This is a genomic window from Qipengyuania pelagi, assembly GCF_009827295.1.
Classification (GTDB): Bacteria; Pseudomonadota; Alphaproteobacteria; order Sphingomonadales; family Sphingomonadaceae; genus Qipengyuania; species Qipengyuania pelagi.
In genome coordinates, this window is the sequence record NZ_WTYD01000001.1 from 349,194 (window position 1) to 368,631 (window position 19,438).

The 19,438-nt window shown below is 65.0% G+C and carries 20 protein-coding genes and 1 tRNA gene; 14 read left to right on the forward strand and 7 right to left on the reverse strand.

Translation table 11 applies throughout. From position 1 onward, the window contains the following. Positions 1 to 72: 72 nt before the first annotated feature. From GRI47_RS01840 to GRI47_RS01875, 8 genes are all read left to right on the forward strand, one after another. Positions 73 to 525: a YbgC/FadM family acyl-CoA thioesterase gene (locus tag GRI47_RS01840; RefSeq protein WP_160659691.1), complete on the forward strand. Its 453-nt coding sequence runs from the start codon at positions 73 to 75 to the stop codon at positions 523 to 525. Continuing rightward, positions 526 to 1,224 carry a protein TolQ gene (gene tolQ, locus GRI47_RS01845; protein WP_160659692.1) on the forward strand — a complete coding sequence of 233 codons (699 nt, stop codon included), beginning with the start codon at positions 526 to 528 and terminating at the stop codon, positions 1,222 to 1,224. Then, positions 1,224 to 1,670, forward strand: a complete 447-nt coding sequence (locus GRI47_RS01850) for an ExbD/TolR family protein (protein WP_160659693.1) — start codon at positions 1,224 to 1,226, stop codon at positions 1,668 to 1,670. Before tolQ ends, GRI47_RS01850 begins: the two co-directional genes overlap by 1 nt. After that, a complete protein-coding gene (locus GRI47_RS01855) occupies positions 1,660 to 2,571 on the forward strand; it encodes a flagellar biosynthesis protein FlhF (protein WP_237452588.1) in 912 nt (303 codons plus the stop codon). Before GRI47_RS01850 ends, GRI47_RS01855 begins: the two co-directional genes overlap by 11 nt. Then, positions 2,568 to 3,974: a Tol-Pal system beta propeller repeat protein TolB gene (gene tolB / locus GRI47_RS01860; RefSeq protein WP_160659694.1), complete on the forward strand. Its 1,407-nt coding sequence runs from the start codon at positions 2,568 to 2,570 to the stop codon at positions 3,972 to 3,974. The genes GRI47_RS01855 and tolB overlap by 4 nt, the downstream gene beginning before the upstream one ends. 72 nt (positions 3,975 to 4,046) lie before the next feature. Beyond that, on the forward strand, positions 4,047 to 4,565 hold the full coding sequence (pal, locus tag GRI47_RS01865) for a peptidoglycan-associated lipoprotein Pal (RefSeq protein WP_160659695.1): 519 nt from the start codon (positions 4,047 to 4,049) through the stop codon (positions 4,563 to 4,565). Positions 4,566 to 4,716: 151 nt separating this feature from the next. Beyond that, positions 4,717 to 5,250 carry a J domain-containing protein gene (locus GRI47_RS01870; RefSeq protein WP_160659696.1) on the forward strand — a complete coding sequence of 178 codons (534 nt, stop codon included), beginning with the start codon at positions 4,717 to 4,719 and terminating at the stop codon, positions 5,248 to 5,250. A 39-nt stretch (positions 5,251 to 5,289) separates the two neighbouring features. Next, complete coding sequence (locus GRI47_RS01875) at positions 5,290 to 6,390, forward strand: energy transducer TonB (protein WP_160659697.1); 1,101 nt, start codon at positions 5,290 to 5,292, stop codon at positions 6,388 to 6,390. Here GRI47_RS01875 and GRI47_RS01880 read toward each other — a convergent pair. Then, complete coding sequence (locus GRI47_RS01880) at positions 6,387 to 7,295, reverse strand: ATP-grasp domain-containing protein (protein WP_237452589.1); 909 nt, start codon at positions 7,293 to 7,295, stop codon at positions 6,387 to 6,389. The genes GRI47_RS01875 and GRI47_RS01880 overlap by 4 nt on opposite strands. 71 nt (positions 7,296 to 7,366) lie before the next feature. Further along, positions 7,367 to 8,716, reverse strand: a complete 1,350-nt coding sequence (locus tag GRI47_RS01885) for a cystathionine gamma-synthase family protein (protein WP_160659698.1) — start codon at positions 8,714 to 8,716, stop codon at positions 7,367 to 7,369. 226 nt (positions 8,717 to 8,942) lie between these two features. Here GRI47_RS01885 and GRI47_RS01890 point away from each other — a divergent pair, with 226 nt between their 5' ends. Further along, positions 8,943 to 9,617, forward strand: a complete 675-nt coding sequence (locus tag GRI47_RS01890; protein ID WP_237452590.1) for a hypothetical protein — start codon at positions 8,943 to 8,945, stop codon at positions 9,615 to 9,617. Between the two features lie 9 nt (positions 9,618 to 9,626). On the opposite strand, the gene GRI47_RS01895 is transcribed toward GRI47_RS01890, so the two are convergent. From GRI47_RS01895 to pdeM, 3 genes are all read right to left on the reverse strand, one after another. Next, the gene (locus GRI47_RS01895; RefSeq protein WP_160659699.1) at positions 9,627 to 10,274 is read right to left on the reverse strand and encodes a hypothetical protein; all 648 of its coding nucleotides are present in this window, start codon (positions 10,272 to 10,274) and stop codon (positions 9,627 to 9,629) included. 61 nt (positions 10,275 to 10,335) lie between these two features. Further along, positions 10,336 to 10,854 (reverse strand): translation initiation factor IF-3, encoded by a 519-nt coding sequence (infC, locus tag GRI47_RS01900; RefSeq protein WP_067677661.1) that lies wholly within the window; start codon positions 10,852 to 10,854, stop codon positions 10,336 to 10,338. 144 nt (positions 10,855 to 10,998) lie between these two features. Further along, positions 10,999 to 11,700, reverse strand: a complete 702-nt coding sequence (gene pdeM / locus GRI47_RS01905; RefSeq protein ID WP_160659700.1) for a ligase-associated DNA damage response endonuclease PdeM — start codon at positions 11,698 to 11,700, stop codon at positions 10,999 to 11,001. Positions 11,701 to 11,744: 44 nt separating this feature from the next. On the opposite strand from pdeM, the gene hemF reads away from it, so the two are divergent. From hemF to GRI47_RS01920, 3 genes are all read left to right on the forward strand, one after another. Next, the gene (hemF, locus tag GRI47_RS01910) at positions 11,745 to 12,599 is read left to right on the forward strand and encodes an oxygen-dependent coproporphyrinogen oxidase (protein ID WP_160659701.1); all 855 of its coding nucleotides are present in this window, start codon (positions 11,745 to 11,747) and stop codon (positions 12,597 to 12,599) included. A gap of 44 nt (positions 12,600 to 12,643) precedes the next feature. Continuing rightward, on the forward strand, positions 12,644 to 14,560 hold the full coding sequence (locus tag GRI47_RS01915) for a M1 family metallopeptidase (RefSeq protein ID WP_337190619.1): 1,917 nt from the start codon (positions 12,644 to 12,646) through the stop codon (positions 14,558 to 14,560). Between the two features lie 63 nt (positions 14,561 to 14,623). Next, complete coding sequence (locus GRI47_RS01920; protein ID WP_160659702.1) at positions 14,624 to 16,729, forward strand: RelA/SpoT family protein; 2,106 nt, start codon at positions 14,624 to 14,626, stop codon at positions 16,727 to 16,729. 7 nt (positions 16,730 to 16,736) lie between these two features. Here GRI47_RS01920 and GRI47_RS01925 read toward each other — a convergent pair whose 3' ends face one another. Continuing rightward, the gene (locus GRI47_RS01925) at positions 16,737 to 17,729 is read right to left on the reverse strand and encodes a peptidylprolyl isomerase (protein ID WP_160659703.1); all 993 of its coding nucleotides are present in this window, start codon (positions 17,727 to 17,729) and stop codon (positions 16,737 to 16,739) included. Positions 17,730 to 17,794: 65 nt separating this feature from the next. Between GRI47_RS01925 and GRI47_RS01930 the strand changes: the two genes are divergently transcribed. Continuing rightward, the gene (locus GRI47_RS01930) at positions 17,795 to 18,475 is read left to right on the forward strand and encodes a hypothetical protein (protein WP_160659704.1); all 681 of its coding nucleotides are present in this window, start codon (positions 17,795 to 17,797) and stop codon (positions 18,473 to 18,475) included. Positions 18,476 to 18,607: 132 nt separating this feature from the next. Continuing rightward, a tRNA-Ser gene (locus GRI47_RS01935) sits at positions 18,608 to 18,698 on the forward strand. Positions 18,699 to 18,762: 64 nt separating this feature from the next. Here the strand turns inward: GRI47_RS01935 and GRI47_RS01940 are convergent. After that, positions 18,763 to 19,377, reverse strand: coding sequence for a TetR family transcriptional regulator (locus GRI47_RS01940; RefSeq protein ID WP_160659705.1), 615 nt, complete (start codon positions 19,375 to 19,377; stop codon positions 18,763 to 18,765). Positions 19,378 to 19,438: the final 61 nt, after the last annotated feature.

Sequence of the window (19,438 nt, forward strand, 5' to 3'; positions counted from 1 at the left end):
TCCATCGCCTCTCGCCAACGCTTCGTCGGTTTCGATTGCCGGGGGAGTCCGACCTCGGCTAACGCGCCGGTGATGGCTCGACCCTCCTTCCCCGATGGCACGATAGACGGCGCTGCGCATTTCTATGCCGTGCGCGTCTATTACGAGGATACCGACCTGTCGGGCATTACCTATCACGCGAACTACCTGCGCTGGTTCGAACGGGCCCGGTCCGATCTCTTGCGCCGCCTCGATATCGACCAGCGCGCGGCGATCGAAGCGGGCGAGGGGGCCTATGCCGTTGCCGACGTGCGCCTGAAATATCTGCGCCCCGCCAAGCTCGACGATGACGTCATGATCGAGACGCGCTGCACCGAAATGCGCGCCGCGAGCTGTCGGATGCACCAGACCGCGCGCCGCGGCGACGAGGTGCTGGCCGAGGCCGAATTGCGCGTCGGCTTCGTCGCGCCCGATGGCCGCCCGCGTCGCCAGCCCGAAGAATGGCGTGCCGCCTTTGCCCGCTTTATGGAAAACCCAGGACTCTAGATGACCACTATTTCCCTGCTTGCCGTCGCGGCGCCGACCCGGCTCGATCCGGTTGAGCTGTTTCTCGATGCCGACATCGTCGTCCAGCTCGTGATGGCGGGGCTCCTGCTCGCCAGCATCTGGGTCTGGATGATCATTGTCGGCTTCGGCCTCAGGATGGGCCGCCTGAACGGCAAGACCAAATCCTACGAAGAGGATTTCTGGCAGGCGGAGAATTTCGACCGCTTCATGTCCGAACGCGGGCGCAAGGATCTGCCGCCCGCGCGCGTCGCCAATGCGGGCGTGGCCGAATGGCGCCGTTCGACGCGCGACGGGGTGAAGGATCGCGACGGTGTCCGGCAGCGGCTCGCCTCCGCGATGGAAAGCCAGGTCGCCAACGAGGCGGACATTCTTGCGGATCGGCTGAACTTCCTCGCCACGGTCGGATCGGTCGCGCCTTTCGTCGGCCTGTTCGGGACGGTCTGGGGGATCATGAACAGCTTCTTCCAGATCGGCGCGCAGGAAAATTCCTCGCTGGCCGTGGTCGCGCCGGGTATTTCGGAAGCGCTGTTCGCCACCGCGATCGGGCTCTTCGCGGCCATCCCGGCGGTGATCGCCTATAACCGCTTCAGCCATTCGGTGAACCGCTACGAAGCGCGGCTGACGCGCTTTTCCGATCGGCTGCATTCCAGCTTCAGCCGCCAGCTGGAGCTTAAATAATGGCGATGTCGCTCGGCTCGTCCTCCAGCCGGAGGCGGCGCGGCGGATCGCGGCGGGCGCCGATGGCGGAGATCAACGTCACGCCCTTCGTCGACGTCATGCTGGTGCTGCTCATCATCTTCATGGTGACCGCGCCGCTCTTGAATTCGGGCGTCCCCCTGGACCTTCCCGACAGCCGCGCCAATGCGATGGATAACGAGGCGCAGTCGATCACGATCAGCCTCGATGCGCAGGGCAATGCCTTTATCGACGACACGCCGGTGCCCGCCGGCGGCTTTGCGGCGGCGCTCGCAGGAATCGAGCAGATGGGAGACGGCCCCGATGTCGTGCTTCGCGCCGATCGCGCGCTCGATTACGGCCGCGTGATGGCGATCATGGGCGAATTGAACCGCGCCGGACTGAACCGCATCTCGCTGGTCACCGGTCGTTCATCGGATGCGCCATAGCCGCGTGATGATGGAGAGAACGGGTCTTGTAGGGGAAGAGCGCATCGGCCTGTTCGTGGCCATCGCGCTGCATATCCTGCTGCTGATCGTGCTCCTCCTCCAGCCGACCAAGCGCGAGGCGGTCCAGCCGATCGAGCGCATGACCGTCAATCTGACCGACGAGGTGGGCCTGACGTCGACCGCGCCCGATCCGGTCAGCGAGAGTGCCGCCTCGATGGCGCCCGTCCTGAGCGACACGCCCGCGCCGCTGTCCGAAATCCTGCCCGCGCCAGTCGAGCGACCGGTGGAACGGCCCGTCGAAAGACCGGTCGAGCGGCCCGTAGCCCGCCCGGTCGAACGCCCGGCACCGCGTCCGGTAGAGCGACCGGCGCCGCGCCAGACCGAGCGCGCGCGCACGCCTGCGCCAGCCCCTTCGCGCCGCGCGGAAACGCCCCGGCGCACGGAAGCGCCCGCCAGAGCTGCCGAGCGCCCGGCGCAGCCCGCCGCGCGGAGTGGCGGCGCATCGCGCATTGGCGACAATTTCCTCGCCGGAGCGGGCGACAGCGCGACCAGCACCGAAACCCGCACCCCCGCCTCGCAGATCGGGGCGAGCGCCAAGGCCTCGATCGCATCCGCCGTCGCGCGCCAGATCAAGCCGCACTGGCAGCCGCCCAACGGGCCGGAGGTCGAAAAGATCGTTACCTATGTGCGCTTCCAGCTGAGCCCGGATGGGAAATTGCAGGGCCGCCCCACCGTGGCGCGCCAGACCGGCGTCAACGACACCAATCGCGCCCAGGCCGACCGCCATGCCGAACAGGCGATCCGCGCCGTGCAACTGGCCGCGCCGTTCGACCTGCCGGAAGAATATTACGAGGCCTGGAAGACCATCACCGCCAACCTCGACTGGAGGCTCGCCCAATGATTTCGCGTATTCTCGCCCCGCTGCTGGCCCCACTGCTCACTGGCGCAGCGCTCATCGCCATCCCGCTCAGCGCCCAGAATCAGGACTTGGGCGAGGCGCCCCCTGAAGGCGGTGTGATCGAGACCGTGGACGAGGGCGAAGGCCTGAATGTCTCGGTCAGCTATGAAGGTCGGCTCGATGATCTCGGCATCGCCATCCCCGCCTTCGCGACCGACCGCAACGTGCCGACGCCCGCCAACCAGTCGGGCACGTCCGCGCTCGGGCTCGAGCTGGCGCGCGTCATCACTTCGGATTTGCGCAATAACGGGTTGTTTAAGCCGACCGGCCCGGATTCGTTGCCGACCCCCAGCTATTCCGAGATCACCGCGCCCGCCTGGGGCACCTGGTCGAGCCGGAATGCCGAAATGCTGGTGCATGGCTATGTCCGCGGGCGCAGCGACGGGAAGCTGACGATCGGCTGCTATCTCTACGACATGGCCCTGCGCGACGAGCTGGTGCGCGAAGGGTGGGTGGTGCCCCCGTCCGACTGGCGCCGCGCCGCGCATAAATGCGCCGATCTCGTCTATTCGCGCCTGACCGGGGAAAGCCCGTTCTTCGACAGCCGCATCGCCTATATTGCGGAGACGGGTCCGAAGGATAACCGGACCAAGCGCCTCGCCATCATGGACAGCGACGGGGCGAACCACCGCTTCATCACCACCGGCCGTTCGACCGCGCTGACACCGCGCTATTCCCCCGATTATCGCCAGCTCGTCTATCTGAGCTATGTCGACGGGAACCCGCGCATCTATGTCTACGATGTGGGGACGGGGTCGCAGACGCTGGTGACCGAAAGCGCCAATCCCACCTTCGCCCCGCGCTGGAGCCCGGACGGGCGCTATATCCTCTATTCGATGGCGGTCGGCGGCAATACCGATATCTACCGCGTCCCCGCGACCGGCGGGCAGAGCGTCCGGCTGACCGATGCGCCGGGGATCGATATCGGCGGATCCTTCTCGCCCGACGGGCGCCAGATCGTGTTCGAGAGCGATCGCTCGGGCAATCAGCAATGCTATGTCATGAACGCCGACGGCACGAACCAGCGCCGCATCAGCTTCGGCAGCTCGCGCTGCGCGACGCCCGAATGGAGCCCGCGCGGCGACCAGATCGCGTTCACCAATGCGAGCAATTTCAACATCTACGTCATGACGCCGAGCGGCGGGAACGCCCGCCGCCTGACCAGCGGATGGCAGGACGAGGCGCCCACCTGGTCGCCCAATGGCCGCATCGTCCAGTTTTTCCGCACCGAGCGCAATTCGGGCAATACCGGGCTGTGGCAGGTCGATCTGACGGGCGAGAACGAGCGCCAGCTGCCGACCCCGGTTGACGGTTCGGACCCGGCCTGGGGACCGATCCTGCCGTAGGATCATTGGATTTAGTATTGCATCTGCCGGGTCGCGTACCGGTTTTGAAACAGTCGAAAAGGATCGGCCCCTATGAACACCCGCCTGACCGCCACCGTCTGCCTTGCCAGCGCGCTCGCGCTCGCAGCCTGTAAGAAGCAGCCGCCCGAGGAATTGCCGCCGCCCCCGCAGCAGACCACGCCGACGACCACTCCGACGCCGACGGGGCCGGGCGTGGCCGCTCCCGGCACGCAGCGTCACTTCACCGAAACTGTCGGCGCGCAGAACACGGTCGTCTATTTCGATACCGATCGTTACAATATCGATGCCGAGGACACGCGCCGCCTTCAGGTGCAGGCGCAGTATTTCAGCCAGTATCCGCAGATCACCTTCACCGTCGAAGGCCATGCGGACGAGCGCGGCACGCGCGAATACAACCTCGCGCTGGGCGAACGGCGCGCCAATGCGGCGAAGAACTACCTCGTCAGCCTGGGCATCCCGGCGACGCGCATCCGCACCGTCAGCTACGGCAAGGAACGTCCGGTGGCTCTCGGCAGCAATGAAAGCGCCTGGGCGCAGAACCGCCGCGCCGCGAGTGTGGTGATCAACTGATCGAGTTGCGGAAGGGGAGGGCGGTTCAGACAGAAACGCTCTGCCCTTCTGCGCGATCGGCCCTTCTGCGTGATTGACCCTTCTGCATGATTGGCATCGCGGGGCTTAGGCCCTAGATTGGGCCCGATGCTTCAATTCCATTCTATTACCCATGCCTAAGCCCCGTCGTTCCAACGATTGGGGCTTTCCCCGCTGGCGCGGCTATGAAAGCGAGCGCGCGGCGGCGAACGTCAAGCTGTGCGACCGCCATGGCTGTGAGGAGGTGGGCGATTGCCCCGCGCCCAAGGCGCCCAACAGCCGCGATCGCTGGTATTTCTGCCAGCGCCACGCCGCCGAATACAATCAGAAATGGGACTATTTCGAAGGCCTCGACAAAGCCGAGAAGGAAGCGCGCGCGAAGGCCGAACGCAGCGAGAATGCAGGCTATGCCGAAGCGCAGCATTACGGCTGGGGCGGCAGCGGCGATGGGTCGCGCACCCAGGACGAGATGCGCGCGTTGGACGCGCTCGGCCTCGAAAGCGATGCCGATTTCCCCGCGATCAAGAAAGCCTGGCGCGAAAAGGCGAAGACGGTCCACCCGGACGTGAAGCCGAACGACGCCGAAGCCGCGCAGGAATTCCAGAAATTGCAGGTCGCCTACGAAGTCCTGAAAGCCGCCGAAGAACGGCGCGAATGGAAGGGCTAGGGCAGCCCTTTTAAACGTAAGAGGTTGGGAGATATGGGGATGATCGGGCTCTTATCGCTTCTGGCGGGCGCAACCGGGCTGGTTCCGCCACCTCCGCCGATCCTGATCAGTCCTCCCGATCCTTCTCAATCGACCGATACGCCCGCGCCGCAATTGGTCAGCTGGATTCCGGGCCCGGTCCGCTGCGAAACTGGTGCCGAAGCCCCCGTCGTCGAAGGTCGCCGACCCTATAACACGCTGTGGAACGGCCGGGGCTCTCCGCCCTCCGCGATGGCGTTCGAGTTCGCGATCGATCCGACAGGACGGCCGCTCTCGATCGTACGCACCTCGCCTCCCGCTTACGCGCAAGGGACTGCCGGACCCGCTCTGGCATCGAGCCGCTACGAAGTGGGTGCTGCGCGTGAGGGTTGCTCGATAACCTATCAGCCGGTGATGCGTCCGGCGGACAAGGCCGAGCCGGTCGAACTGGCATCCTATGTCATGACCAACCAGACACCGCGCCTGCCGAAAGAGGCGTATGATCGGCTCCATGCGGGCGACGAGTGCCGTCCGGGGACGCAGCCGCTGATGCGGGCCTTTCCGAACTTCGATGACATTCCCGCAACGCCCGGCGTGCGCGACTGGGCGATGATCGGGTTCGATGTCGCGGCTTCGGGCGAGACGGTGAATGTCCGCCACCTTTACGGGACCGGCAATGATGCACTCGCCAAGGCGTCGGAAGAGGCGGTGGAGAACAGCCGTTTCACGGAAGGGCCGCTCAGGCGCAATTGCAGCTATCCCTATTGGCGCAATGCGGCGGTCCTGCCGGCGCCGCCTGCGCCGCCGCGCGCACCCGGCTGGACCGATCTCTGCGAGGCCTTGGAATGGAATCGCGAACCGCAGCGGATTTTCCCTGAGGCCTATCTGGCGCGTTCGATCGAGGGGTGGGCGGACATCGCCTATGATGTCGCGACGTGGGGAGAGGTCGGGAATGTCCGCGTTCTGCGCGCCGAGCCGACCGATGATTTCGGCGAGGCCGCAAAGAGGATGATCGAGCGATCGAGCGCGCAGAAGAATACGGGCTTCACTAACTGCGAGACGCGGGTCTTCTATCGGATGCAGGGAAGCGGCGCGCCCGAACCGGCGAGCGTGAACAGCTAAATCCGTCGGGCGAGGCGGGCGCGTACCACTTCGGCCATTCGCTCGCCCAGATCCGGCCCCTGTTGGGGGTAGAGATAGGGTTCGATCAGCTCCGCTTCCATCACCGCCAAGTCGCCTGACGGAAGCCGCGCCATGTCTATGCGGGCGTAGAGCGGATCCGCGAAGGGCAGGGCGGCCATCACGGCCTCGGCGTTCGCCAGATCGGCCTCGCTCGGCGTGTAGACGCTCTCGACCCCGCCATAGAGCGACTGGATCCGGTAATCGCCCGCAGCCGCGCGTTTCAGGACTCCATGGCTGAACTGTCCGTCAATAAAGACGAACGTGTATTCGCCCTCCTCGACCACGCTCGCAAGGAAGGGCTGGATCAGGCAGGCATGACCCATGTGCCATTCGGAATCGGGCAGGCTGTCGCGCGAAAAGCTGTGCTGGCCCAGCGCGCCCGCACCCACGCAGCGTTTCACCACCACCCGGTCGGTCGCGAAATCGTCCATCGCGGCGGCGATCTGGTCACGCCCCGCATCATCGTGCCAGCGGGTCGGAATGGTGGGGACGCCGCGTTGCGCCAGTTCGCGCAGATAGCCCTTGTCCGCGTTCCAGCGCACGATGTCGGGGGGATTGCAGACCGCGATGCCGCTTCCGGCAAGCTCGTCGAGCCGGGTCAGAAACGCCTCGGGATGGTCCTGATAATCCCACGCCGTGCCGAGCAGAGCGAGATCGATACCGGTGAAATCCTCGATCGGGGCGCGCCAGTCCAGTTCGACCAGATCCATTCCGGCGGCTTCGAAAGCAGGGCGCAGAGCCGCGATTTCGAGATCGTGCTCGAACGCATCGCCGCGCCGCGGGCCGGGGTTCGGCCCGGTCGGGGGCAGCGTTTCGGCGCAGGCGAGGAAGGCGATGCGGGTCAAGTCAACAGCTTCAAAAACGTGTCACCCCAGACCCGTGGTCGAGCCCGGGGTGACGGTTTACATGGACAGGCTCAGACCTGCTCGAGCGCCTGTTCGAAATCGGCGATCAAATCGTCCGCATCCTCGATCCCGATCGAAATGCGGACGAGATTGTCCGAAATGCCGAGCTCCGCCCGGCGCCCTTCGGCAACCGAAAGGTGGGTCATCGACGCCGGATGGCTGGCAAGCGTCTCGGTTCCACCGAGGCTGACGGCAAGCTTTGCGATCTTGAGCGCATCGAGGAAGCGGAAGCATTCCGCCTCGCCACCCTTCAGCAGGAGCGAGAAGGTCGACCCGGCACCGAGGCAGTGGCGGTCGTAAATGTCCTTCTGGCGCGCCCCTTCGATCATGCCGAGATAGCCCAGCCCTTCGACCTTCTCATGCTTGCTGAGATAGTCGCACACCTTGGCCGCGTTCTCGCCCGCGCGCTGCATCCGCAATTCCACGGTTTCCAGGGATCGCAGCAGCATCCAGGCGGTGTTGGGATCGCAGATGCCGCCCATCGTGTTGCGCAAGGCTCGCACCGGGTCCATCCACTTCTTCGCCCCTGCGATCGAGCCCGCGACGAGGTCCGAGTGGCCGCCGACATATTTCGTCAGCGAATAAACGACGATATCGGCCCCATGATCGAGCGGGCGCTGCCACAGCGGCCCCAGGAAAGTGTTGTCGATCGCGATCGGGCATCCTTGTCCGATGCTACCGCCTTCGGCTGCTTGAGCATCGCCCAGTCCCGCCGCGTCGCGCGCGTCCCTGACGGCCTCGATATCGACGAGGGCATTGGTCGGATTGCCGGGGCTTTCGAGGTAGATCATGCAGACCTTGCCGCCCTGATCGGAAGCCTGTTGCTTGGCCTTTTCGAGCACCGCGTCGATCTCTTCGCGCGTGGCGCCAGCGGGGAAATCGACATAAGTGACGCCGAATTTCGCCAACACCTTGGCGACGAAGCCTTCGGATGCGGCATAGAGCGGGCCAGAATGGACGATCACGTCGCCCTGCGAAGCGTAGGCCAGCATCAGCACGCAGATCGCGGTCATGCCGCTCGAAAAGCTCAGCGCGTCTTCGGCCCCGTCCCAGATCGACAGGCGATCTTCGAGGATTTCCTGGTTCGGCGCGTTGAAGCGCGAATAGACGAGGCCGTCCGCGCCGCCGGGGCGCTTGCCGGTGATGCCTTCGAAATGGCGCTTGCCGTCTGCCGCGCTGGGGAAGGCGAAGGTGCTGGTGAGGAATATCGGCGGCTTCAGGCTCCCTTCCGACAAGGTCGGATCATAGCCATGGCCCATCATCAGCGTGGCGGGCTTCAGTGCGCGTCCGTCGATCTTGGTGACTTCCGGTTTGGGATTCTTGCGCGGGGTGGTGGGGTCGATGATGTCGGTTTCGCTCATGGGCGATGTCCTTCCTGGTTCGGCACGCCCCCAGGAAGGCGGGGGCTTAGAAAGGGCCGCATCGGAAGCACCCGTTCCTAACCTCCGCAGGAACGCCTCTCCACCGGGGGCCGTTGCCCGGGCGGATTACGAGCCTCGCCGCTATCGATCAACCCGGTGCGCAGATTACAGCCGGGTTTACGGCCAGGTCAGGATCGTTTCAGTCGCCCTGCTGTAGACAGCCTGCATGACCAGAACCTCCCATCGCTCGCCGCGACTGCGCACCTACGTCAAGACCGCTCTGGCTGCGGGGGCCGCGACTGCCTTGGCGGTTCCTGCTGGGGCTGAGGCGCCGCCTGCCGGGGCGTGGCAGATCGGGCCGATCATCGATGGGCGCAATTACTCTGTCGGAATGCCGCTTCGTCCCTATGAAGGACGCGACGGCGCGAGCTTCACGATACCGGGTCCGACGAAGCGGGACGGGCATGTCCACTACGTGACCCTTCCGGTGCGATCGCTCGAAGGGGCGCGGCGGATCACGCTGCGCTATCGCATCGATGCACCGCGCGGAACGCGCTTCATCCAGCAGGAAAATCCCGCCGCGGGGCCAGCGACCCTGTCGCTCTATTTCCAGCGAGCGGGCGATAGCTGGCGGATGCGCCATCCCGATTATCGCTGGTATTCCCCCAATGCGCGCGAAATGCCCCTGAGCCCCGGCGTCCACGAGGTGAGCATCGGGTTGGACGAGGACTGGATCGCCATGACCGGACCTTCGGCGCACCAGAACCGCGAAGGCTTTCGGCGGGCCGTGAACGACGCGCATCGCGTGGGCTTCACCTTTGGCGGCAGTAATGGGCGCGGCCACGGGGTCTACGCGACCGCGCCTGCGACCTTCACCGTGCTGGATTTCGAAATCGAGTGATCTCGCCGATCAATGCGTCGCTAAAAGCTCGATGGTGTCGATATGCCAGCGGCGCTCCTCGGCGCTCGAACCCGGCACGTCATTGACCCGGCGCAGGATGATCGGGCCTTCGAGACGGATTGGTCTTCCGTCCGCATCGCTCGCGGTGATCTCGGCATCGCTCGTGTAATAGCTCGATCCGGCAGCGCCTTCGATGGTCCCGTCCGGGACGGCCACCGTAATCTCCCGCAGGCCTTCGAACAGGCCGTTGAAGCGCGCTCTGCTCCATTGCTGCTGCGCTCGCGGCGTCAGCATCGCCCAGGCCTGATCGTATTCGCGCATCTCGATCGCGCGAGCGAAGTTCACCAGAACGCTTCGCGCGCCTGGATCGCCCCGCTCGGCCTCGGGCGTAAGGACGGGCGGGGTCAGGTCGGGATAGCCGTCGTTGATGCCGGACCCATCGGTGTAACCCGGCGGCGGCGATGCGGCATTTGTCGTGGCCTCTCTGGTCGGCGTGTCCGAAGGGGTCCGGGAAACCACCGGCGGTTCGGCGTTGCCCGCTCGGGCGGCATCGCCGCGTTCGATGAAAGCGGGCTGGTCTGCATCGGAACACCCGCCGAGCGCGAGTGCTCCGGCAAGGCCGACGACTATCAGGGTATGGGATAAGAGACGCGCCATTCCACCTCAACCGGGGGCGGCGGTCGCCGTTCCCCGGTTCGTGGCGGTCAGGGATGGTCCGTTACTTGGGTGCGAGCACCATCAGCATCTGGCGCCCTTCGAGGCGCGGGAAGCTTTCGACCTTCGCGATCTCTTCGACATCGTCGCGGACCCGATTCAGCAGGTCCATGCCGAGTTGCTGGTGCGCCATTTCGCGGCCACGGAAGCGCAGGGTGCACTTCACCTTGTCACCATTCTCGATGAACTTGACCACGTTGCGCATCTTCACATCGTAATCGTGCGTGTCGATGTTCGGGCGCATCTTGACCTCTTTGATGTCCTGGGTCTTCTGCGTCTTGCGCGCGAGGTTCGCTTTTTTCTGCGCCTCGTAGCGATGCTTGCCGACGTCGAGGAACTTGCACACCGGCGGGTCCGCATTGGGGGACACTTCGACGAGGTTCAGACCCTTCTCGTTGGCCTGCTCGATCGCTTCGCGGGTGAACATTACGCCCAGATTCTCTCCCTCGTCATCGATGACGCGGACCTTGGGCGATTGGATGAAATTGTCGTAGCGCGGGCCGCTCTTGACCGGCGGCTGCATGGAACGACGGGGTGGACGGGCTATGGGGCTATCTCCTGTATCATTGCCTTGGATCGCCCCATGTAGGCATTCTTGCAAGGATTCGGAAGTGGGTAGTGCGAAGGTGCCCCATCCGGCGTGGCGCGAAGGCCACGCGGGCAAATTCTATCCCGCCCGCCACAGGGGGAAACGCGCCAGGCGACCCTTCGCCGGGACTACCGCATCGATCGCATTGGCGGGCTGGAGCGCCTTGAGGATCGCCGGATCGGCGGCGTTCATCCCGCCGGTATAGGCGCCGAAAGCAGGCAGGATCATGCGGCCCGATGGCCGCCCGTCCGCGCCTTCATTCGCGCTGATGACGGCGCAGGGGCGGCGGATATGGCGACGCTGGACGGTCACTTGTACACGCGGATGATAATGGCCCGACAGTTCGGGCCGCGTTTCGCCCGGCATGGCGCGGTGGCGCAGGATTGTGCCGCCGATCGCCAGCTCCTCGACCAGCGTGCCGCCGCAGCGGGCTTCCATATCGGGATCGTGGTTTCCGGTGATCCACACCCAGTCGACCGCCTTGGTCAGCGCCTCCAGCATCCCGCAGGCATGCGGTTCCAGCCGGGTGGATCCATCCGAATCGTGGAAATTGTCGCCGAGCGTGATGACTCGCCGCGCGCCCGTCTCGCGGATCGCCAGTGCCACCCGCTCCAGCGTCTCGCGGCTGTCATAGGGCGGGATCATCTGCCCGTGGCGCGCGAAGAAGCTCCCTTTCTCGAGATGGAGGTCCGCCACCAGCAGGGCCTGCTCGCGCGGCCAGTACAGCGCACGGCCTTCGGTAAGCAGCCATTCCTGATCGGCGAACGAAAGGGGAACCATGGCCCGCTCTTGCCCTCCCGGATTCCGCTTGGCAAGGGGTGGCGATGAATTGGACCCAACAGACCGAAGCCGCCCGCACCTGGTTCGAAACGCTGCGGGATCGCATTTGCGCCGAATTCGAAGCGATCGAGCACGAGGCGGGATCGGATGCGCGCTTCGACTACCTGCCCTGGCAGCGGCACGAGGAAGGCAATCCCGATCCGGGCGGGGGCACGCGCGGACTGATGAAGGGCAAGGTGTTCGAAAAGGTCGGCGTCAACGTATCGACCGTGCGCGGATCGTTCGAAGCGGAATTCGCCAAGACGATGAACGGCGTCGATCCCGACGATCCGCGCTTTACCGCCACCGGGATCAGCCTGGTCGCCCATATGGCGAATCCGCACGTCCCGGCGGTCCATATGAACACCCGCTTCCTCGTCACTGGCAAGGCGTGGTTCGGGGGCGGGGCGGACCTCAATCCGCCGATCCCCTACAAGGAGGATACCGAGGATTTCCACGCCCGGTTTCGCGCCGCCTGCGCCGCGCATAACCCGACCTATTACGAACGCTTCAGCAAATGGGCGGACGATTATTTCTACATCCCCCATCGCGGCGTCCATCGCGGCGTGGGCGGTATCTTCTACGACCATCTCGAATGCGCTGACGAAGAAAGCTTCGCGCGCAATTTCGCCTTCACCCGCGATGTCGGCGAAGCGTTCCTGGACATATTCCCGAAGCTCGTCCGCCGCCGGATGGAGAGCGCCTTCACGCCGGAGGACAAGCAGACCCAGCTCGAATGGCGCGGGCGCTATGCCGAATTCAACCTCGTCTACGATCGCGGCACGCTGTTCGGCCTCAAGACCGGCGGGAATATCGATGCCATCCTGATGAGCCTGCCACCCGAAGCGGTGTGGAGCTGACGCCGTTAAGGTGCCATGCAGCGCCCCTATCACAAGGAATTGTCATGACTTTTCGCAACCTCACCCGCTCGTTTCCCGCAGGCGCGGGCCTGCTGCTCGCCGCGTGCGCGACGGTTCCCTCAGGCGTCCCCTCCGGCATGGCATCCTCCGATGCGCCCGCGATCGCGCCCGTTCTCGACCGGCCCGACGCGGTCGACAACCAGACCTTCGCGCGCCCGCTGGAAGCGCGGGTCAGCCATGTGGATCTCGACCTCGATCTCGATTTCGCGCGCCAGACCGTGGCGGGCACCGCGATGCTCGACATCGTGGCGAAGCCCGGGGTCGATACGGTGGTCCTCGACGATGACGGCCTCGACATCACTGCCATCACCGATGCGGCGGGGCGCCCGCTCGCCTATACGGTCGGCCAGCGGGTCGAAGGCAAGGGCGCGCCCCTGACGATCCGCATGGGCGAATCGCGCGAGATTACGGTGCGCTATTCGGCGAAGGATGCCGACGCCATGCAATGGCTGACGCCCGAACAGACCGAAGGGGGCGAGCATCCCTTCCTGTTCAGCCAAGGCCAGGCCACGCTCAACCGCACCTGGATTCCGACGCAGGATAGTCCCGGCATCCGCCAGACCTGGAGCGCGCGGATTACTGCTCCCGAAGATCTGACCGTGGTCATGTCCGGCCTTTCGCAGGGTGAGCCGGAAGCGGTCGAAGGCAATCGCCGCGCCTTCCGCTTCGCGATGGACAAGCCTGTCGCGCCCTATCTGATCGCCATCGCGGCGGGCGATATCGTCCATCGCGATCTCGGCCCGCGCACCGGGGTCTGGGCGGAGCCTGCCACGATCGAGCGCGCGGCGCGCGAGGTCTCCGATGTCGAGCGCATGGTGGATGCGGCGGAGAAGCTTTACGGCCCCTATCGCTGGGGCCGGTACGACATGATCGTGCTGCCGCCCGCCTTCCCCTACGGCGGCATGGAAAACCCGGTGATGACTTTCCTCACCCCCACCTTCATCGCAGGCGACAAGTCGAATAACGGCCTCGTCGCGCATGAACTGGCGCATAGCTGGTCGGGCAATCTGGTCACCAATGCGGTGTGGGGCGATGGCTGGCTGAACGAAGGCGTCACCTCCTATTTCGAGAACCGCATCGTTGAGGAGCTCTACGGCAAGAAGCGCGCCGAACAGGAAGCCGCGCTCGCCTTCGCCAATATCGAGGAGACTTTAGCCGAGGTGGGCGCCGATGCCCCCGGCACCGCGTTGCATCAGCAGAGCGATGGCGGCGATCTGGTCGGCAGTGCGATCGCTTACGACAAGGGATCGTATTTCCTGCGCACGGTCGAAAGCATCGTCGGTCGCGAGCGGTTCGACGCCTGGCTGCGTCAATGGTTCGACAATCACGCCTTCCAGCCCGCGACCAGCGCGATGCTGCTCGAAGACATGCAGCGCAATCTGGTCCGCAATCCGGCCGAGGCCGAGCGGTTGATGTTGCGCGAATGGATCTACGAGCCGGGCCTTCCGAGCAATGTCGCGCGGCCCGATCCGGCGGCCTTCGCCAGCGTCGATGCGGCGGTGCGCGCCTATGCCAATAGTGGCGCGATCCCTGCGGGCTATGACGGCTGGACCAGCGCGGAACGCCAGCGCTTCCTCGACAATATCCCCAAGACCCGCAGTGCCGCGCAGCTCGCCGCGCTGGACGATGCGCTGGGCCTGTCGGCCACGGGCAATAACGAGGAACTGTTCCTCTGGCTCGAACTCGCGCTCGCCAATCGCTACGAACCGGCCGTGCCGCAGGCGGAGCAATTCCTCGCCCGCGTGGGCCGCGCGAAATTCGTGAGGCCGCTCTTCGCGGTGCTGATGGGCGAAGGCGAATGGGGCCAGCCGATCGCGCGCCGCATCTACGCCGAAACGCGCGACAGCTATCACGCCGTCACGCGCGCGGGCGTGGATCGGGTGATCGGAACCGGCGGATGAACAGGCTTGGCGCGCGTTTTTGCATTGCAATAGCGCGCTGAATCCTCACATCGTGGCGCGACGATGCTGCGCCAGTACGAACTAGTCGAACGGGTCAAGGAATACGACCCAGACGCCGACGAGGCGATGTTGAACCGCGCCTATGTCTACACCGTGCAGAAACACGGCACCCAGACGCGCGCCAGCGGCGATCCCTATTTCAGCCATCCTGTCGAGGTCGCCGGTCTGATGACCGATCTCAAGCTCGACCAGGAAACGATCGCCACCGCGCTGTTGCACGACACGGTCGAGGATACGCTGGCGACGATCGACGATATCGAGATCAATTTCGGCCCCAAGGTCGCCCGCCTCGTCGATGGCGTGACCAAGCTGTCGAAGATCGAGCAGATGCCCGAGAACGAGCGGGCGGCGGAAAATCTGCGCAAGTTCCTGCTCGCGATGAGCGAGGATATCCGCGTGCTGCTGGTCAAGCTGGGTGACCGGCTGCACAATATGCGCACGCTCCATTTCATCAAGAATCCCGACAAGCGCAGCCGCATCGCGCGCGAGACGATGGATATCTACGCCCCCCTGGCCGAGCGGGTGGGGATGTACGAATATATGCGCGAAATGCAGCTGCTCGCCTTCGAGCAGCTGGAGCCCGAAGCCTATCGCACGATCGAAAACCGGCTCGATCAGTTGCGCGCGCTCGACACCGGCCAGGTCGACGCGATCGCGCTCGACATCAAGCACGCGCTGGCCGAAGCGGGTCTCAAGGTCGAGGTCACGGGGCGCGAGAAGCACCCCTATTCGATCTGGCGCAAGATGGCCGAGCGCCATGTCAGCTTCGAACAGGTGACCGACATCATGGCCTTCCGCGTCCTTACCGACGACGAGGCGGATTGCTACGCGGCGCTGGGCGTCCTGCACCAGACGTGGCAGGCGCTGCCGGGCAAGTTCAAGGACTATATCTCGACGCCCAAGACCAATGGCTATCGGTCCCTGCACACGAGCCTGATGTATGAAAATTCGATGCGCGTCGAAGTCCAGATACGCACTCGCGAAATGCATCGCCGCAACGAATTCGGCCTCGCCGCACACTGGGCCTACAAGCAGGGCGGGCCGAGCAACACGGTCAAGCCTGACGGGCAGGTGGGATGGCTGCGCGACCTGATCGAGATCGTCGATACCAGCCACGATCCCGAGGAATTGCTCGAACACACCAAGCTGGCGATCTATCAGGATCGCATTTTCGCCTTCACCCCAAAGGGCGCGCTGTTCCAATTGCCCAAGGGCGCCACGCCGGTCGATTTCGCCTTCGCGGTGCACAGCGATCTCGGCGCGCAGACCGTGGGTGCGAAGATCAACGGGCGCCACGTTCCGTTGCGCACCCCGCTTGCGAATGGCGATGTGGTCGAGATCATCAAGGGCAAGGAGGCCGAGCCGCAATTGTCCTGGCTGGCCTTCGTCGTCACGGGCAAGGCGCGCGCGACGATCCGCCGCGCGGTGCGATTGAAAGAGCGCTTCGAACTCGCGGAGATCGGCCAGAAACTCTATCAGGAAATCGCCGCCAAGGTCCCGGCCAAGATCGGGAAGAAGGCGCTCACGGAAGCGCTGGAGCGGCTCGACATGGAAGAGGCCGAGGACCTCTATTACGCGATCGGTTCGGCCAAGATCGAGGATCGCGAGGTGATGGAGGCGTTGCTGCCCGGCTGCACCGACGAATTGCCCGAAGGGCAGGACTGGACGCCGGGCAAGAAGGCGCTGTCGATCCGCGGCCTGACTCCGGGGGTCGGGTTCGACCTTGCACCCTGCTGCCATCCGGTGCCGGGGGACCGGATCGTGGGTACGCGCCGGTCGGGCGCCAAGGTGGAGGTCCACACGATCGACTGCCATCGCCTCGCCAGCGGGATCGATAGCGACTGGATCGATCTGTCATGGACCCAGCAATCGGTCGGCGCGGTCGGGCGGCTGTGCGTGACGCTGTACGACCGGCCCGGAACGCTTGCCGAGATGGCAGGCATCTTCGCCAAGAACAATGTCAACGTGACCTCGCTGAGCCAGGTCCAACTCGACCATCCCTTCACGACCTACGAAGTCGACCTGCAAGTGCAGGACCTGGCGCATCTGACGCGCATACTGAGCGCGCTGAGAGCCAGCGATTCGGTCGCGCAGGCGGAGCGTATCTAGCTGCTGGTTAGTCTGCGGGCGCGGCCCTTAGCGGCACCGGGATATTGCAGATATCCGCGCCGCCCGCAGGCATGATGAAGAACGGATCGCGCCGATTGGCCCGCGCTTCGGCATAGCGCAGGAATGTACCGCCTGCGGTCGAGAGATATTCGAATTTTGGCTGTTCGGCGGCAGGCAGATCGCTCGCCACGCGGATCGAAAGGATCGGGGTGCGCTCGTCCGCTTCCTCGCTGGTATAGAAACCCAGATCGCCGGTCCCGCGCGGTAGAGAGGAGAGGTATTCCATCCCCGAGACGATCCGGCCCACGAGCGCGATATTCCGGTCGAGATGGCGCGGCGCATGGCCGATCACCGTGTAGAGTTCCGCGCCCGAGCCGGTGTCCGGCGACATGCCGCGACCGACGCCGACCATGCCGTAGCAGTGGACGGGCCAGCGTCTTACAGCCTTGGTGTCCTGCGTTGTCTCGATACCGATCGGCCAGCCTTTCGCAAAGGTGGCGATTTGGGCGTAGATGTCCCGCAAATCCGGTCTCGGATGCCAGAGGACGATCTTGTCGTCGCCCGGTTCGGCTGCGCGGACGACGTCGACATAGTCGCTCTCATCCATCACCCGCAGCCCATCCGGCAAAGGCTTGGCCGCGCCTTCCGCCTCGGGGTTATCGTAATTCGGATCGCCCCACTGGACGACGTAATTGTCCTGCACCCGGTTGACGCTGATCCCGTCATACCAGCCCGCGCGGGCGAGGGTGCGGATATTGGCGACCCATCCCTGGCTGAACGGTTCGGGCATCAGCTGGATTACCACCTCGCGTGCCTCCCCGTCCCGGTCCGGGGCGAGCGTCATCACCAGCAGGTCTTCGGGCGCGATCTTTACCCATTCCTCTGCATTCGCCTCTGCCACAACCTGGTTCGGGCTGGGCGCATCCTGAGCGGTCGCGGGGAGGGACAAAACGAGGGCAGCGAGCGACAAGGGCAGAGCCAAAGGGAGCGTACGGATCATGACCGCCATCCTGCCATGCATATCCCGACTTGCAAGCTCGCATCGCTGGGCTAGGCTCGGATGCGATGGACCACTCCCCCCGTGTCGCAATTCTCGTCGCCCGCCTTTCCGAAGGGGCGGCATCCTGCCTGGCCTCGCTGGCCGGACAGCGCGGGTTTGGCGAGGAGGATATTTTCTTCGCCAGCGGGACCGATTGGGCTGAAACGCTCAATCGAGCCTGGCAGGCTGCGATCGCGACCGAGCGCGATTACGACGCGTTCGTGTGGATCGACGAGAAACTAACGCTCGATCACGGCGCGCTCGACCGTCTTCTGGCGGACGCCGCGATGGTTGCCGACCCGCACGAGCCGCTGGTCATGGCGGGGGCGGTCCTGTCGCCCATGCGCGATCGAACCGTGGGCGGCGCCTTCGTCCAGCGCGATCCATCCCACCCGCTCTCACTCGATCTTGTGCGCGCCGACCGCGTGCCGCAGATGGCCGCAAGCGTTACGGGAGAGGCCGTCCTGGTGACGCGCGTCGCCCATGCCGAACTCGGATTTTTGAACACGGACCTCACTGGCCCGCGCGCCGCACTCGATTACGGGTTGAGAGCGTACGGCATGGGATTGCCGGTGATGCTGGCTGGCGAGCCGGTTGGGGTCCTGGAAACCGAACGCGAAGCCATGGACTGGTCGGACGATCCCGCGATGGCGTCGCTCCATGCGCCAGACCTGCTGACGAGACTGCGCGGCGCGATCGGCCTCTAGGCGGGCACCTGCTTCGATGGCTTGGCGGCAATTCCGCCATCCGACCATCCGTGGCTTGCACACTCGCCCAGCGCCCGCTAGAGCGCCGCCCTCCCGGTCCAGGCGCCTGCTCGTCAGGCCAATCGGGAATGCGGAGCAGTGGCCGAGTGGTCGAAGGCGCACGCCTGGAAAGTGTGTATACGGTAACCCCGTATCGAGGGTTCGAATCCCTCCTGCTCCGCCATCTTGTTTGGGCCTACCGCTTCGCTGCTTTAGGCCGGGGCTTTCCATTCCCCTAACCGCCTCGATTAGCCGCCCAGTCCGGCGCCCTGAATGAAGAAATCGGTACGGGCGCGCAGGCGTTCGGGGGAGCGGGCGAGGCCAATGCCGTGGCTGATCGCCTCTGCGTGCACGTCGCTGACGAACAGGCCCAGGAACAGTTCGGCCAGAGCCGCAGGCGTCCCGTTCATCGCGACGCCGCTGCGGTGCCAGCTTTCGAACAGATCTTCGATTGCGGTCCGGGTGCTGGTGGCAGTGCGTTCGAAGAAGAGCCGCGCGAAATCGCGGTTGTTGATGCTGCGCGCAATCACGATCCTGACCAGCGCGACGACTTCGGGATCGAGGAAATGCGCATCGAGCGATACGGCCAGCCGGTGCAGGATCGCTGCGGGACCGCCACCAAGCGCGCTCGCCTCGCGGATCAGCGCCTCGCCCGATTGCGCGCCTTCGAAGATGACCGCTTCCAGCAGGCCGTCCTTATTGCCGAACAATTTGTAAACCGTCGCCAGCGATCCGCCGGCACGCTCCACAATCTCACCCAGCGTCGTCTTTTCGTAGCCCTGTTCCACGAACAGCGCGCGCGCCGATGCGAGGATGGCACGGCGGCGCTGGTCGAGGCGGTCGCATTCGGAAAGATCGGTCACGTTTACAGGGCTCTAGCAAAGTGGGTTGCGGGGCAAGGGTGTAATGCCTATTACACCTTCG

What these genes read in the sequence shown, in the direction of transcription:
- GRI47_RS01840 (WP_160659691.1), top strand. Translation starts at nt 73, where the DNA reads ATGGCTCGACCCTCCTTCCCCGATGGCACGATAGACGGCGCTGCGCAT.
- tolQ (WP_160659692.1), top strand. Translation starts at nt 526, where the DNA reads ATGACCACTATTTCCCTGCTTGCCGTCGCGGCGCCGACCCGGCTCGAT.
- GRI47_RS01850 (WP_160659693.1), top strand. Translation starts at nt 1,224, where the DNA reads ATGGCGATGTCGCTCGGCTCGTCCTCCAGCCGGAGGCGGCGCGGCGGA.
- GRI47_RS01855 (WP_237452588.1), top strand. Translation starts at nt 1,660, where the DNA reads ATGCGCCATAGCCGCGTGATGATGGAGAGAACGGGTCTTGTAGGGGAA.
- tolB (WP_160659694.1), top strand. Translation starts at nt 2,568, where the DNA reads ATGATTTCGCGTATTCTCGCCCCGCTGCTGGCCCCACTGCTCACTGGC.
- pal (WP_160659695.1), top strand. Translation starts at nt 4,047, where the DNA reads ATGAACACCCGCCTGACCGCCACCGTCTGCCTTGCCAGCGCGCTCGCG.
- GRI47_RS01870 (WP_160659696.1), top strand. Translation starts at nt 4,717, where the DNA reads ATGCCTAAGCCCCGTCGTTCCAACGATTGGGGCTTTCCCCGCTGGCGC.
- GRI47_RS01875 (WP_160659697.1), top strand. Translation starts at nt 5,290, where the DNA reads ATGATCGGGCTCTTATCGCTTCTGGCGGGCGCAACCGGGCTGGTTCCG.
- GRI47_RS01885 (WP_160659698.1), bottom strand. Translation starts at nt 8,716, where the DNA reads ATGAGCGAAACCGACATCATCGACCCCACCACCCCGCGCAAGAATCCC.
- GRI47_RS01890 (WP_237452590.1), top strand. Translation starts at nt 8,943, where the DNA reads ATGACCAGAACCTCCCATCGCTCGCCGCGACTGCGCACCTACGTCAAG.
- GRI47_RS01895 (WP_160659699.1), bottom strand. Translation starts at nt 10,274, where the DNA reads ATGGCGCGTCTCTTATCCCATACCCTGATAGTCGTCGGCCTTGCCGGA.
- infC (WP_067677661.1), bottom strand. Translation starts at nt 10,854, where the DNA reads ATGCAGCCGCCGGTCAAGAGCGGCCCGCGCTACGACAATTTCATCCAA.
- pdeM (WP_160659700.1), bottom strand. Translation starts at nt 11,700, where the DNA reads ATGGTTCCCCTTTCGTTCGCCGATCAGGAATGGCTGCTTACCGAAGGC.
- hemF (WP_160659701.1), top strand. Translation starts at nt 11,745, where the DNA reads ATGAATTGGACCCAACAGACCGAAGCCGCCCGCACCTGGTTCGAAACG.
- GRI47_RS01915 (WP_337190619.1), top strand. Translation starts at nt 12,644, where the DNA reads ATGACTTTTCGCAACCTCACCCGCTCGTTTCCCGCAGGCGCGGGCCTG.
- GRI47_RS01920 (WP_160659702.1), top strand. Translation starts at nt 14,624, where the DNA reads ATGCTGCGCCAGTACGAACTAGTCGAACGGGTCAAGGAATACGACCCA.
- GRI47_RS01925 (WP_160659703.1), bottom strand. Translation starts at nt 17,729, where the DNA reads ATGATCCGTACGCTCCCTTTGGCTCTGCCCTTGTCGCTCGCTGCCCTC.
- GRI47_RS01930 (WP_160659704.1), top strand. Translation starts at nt 17,795, where the DNA reads ATGGACCACTCCCCCCGTGTCGCAATTCTCGTCGCCCGCCTTTCCGAA.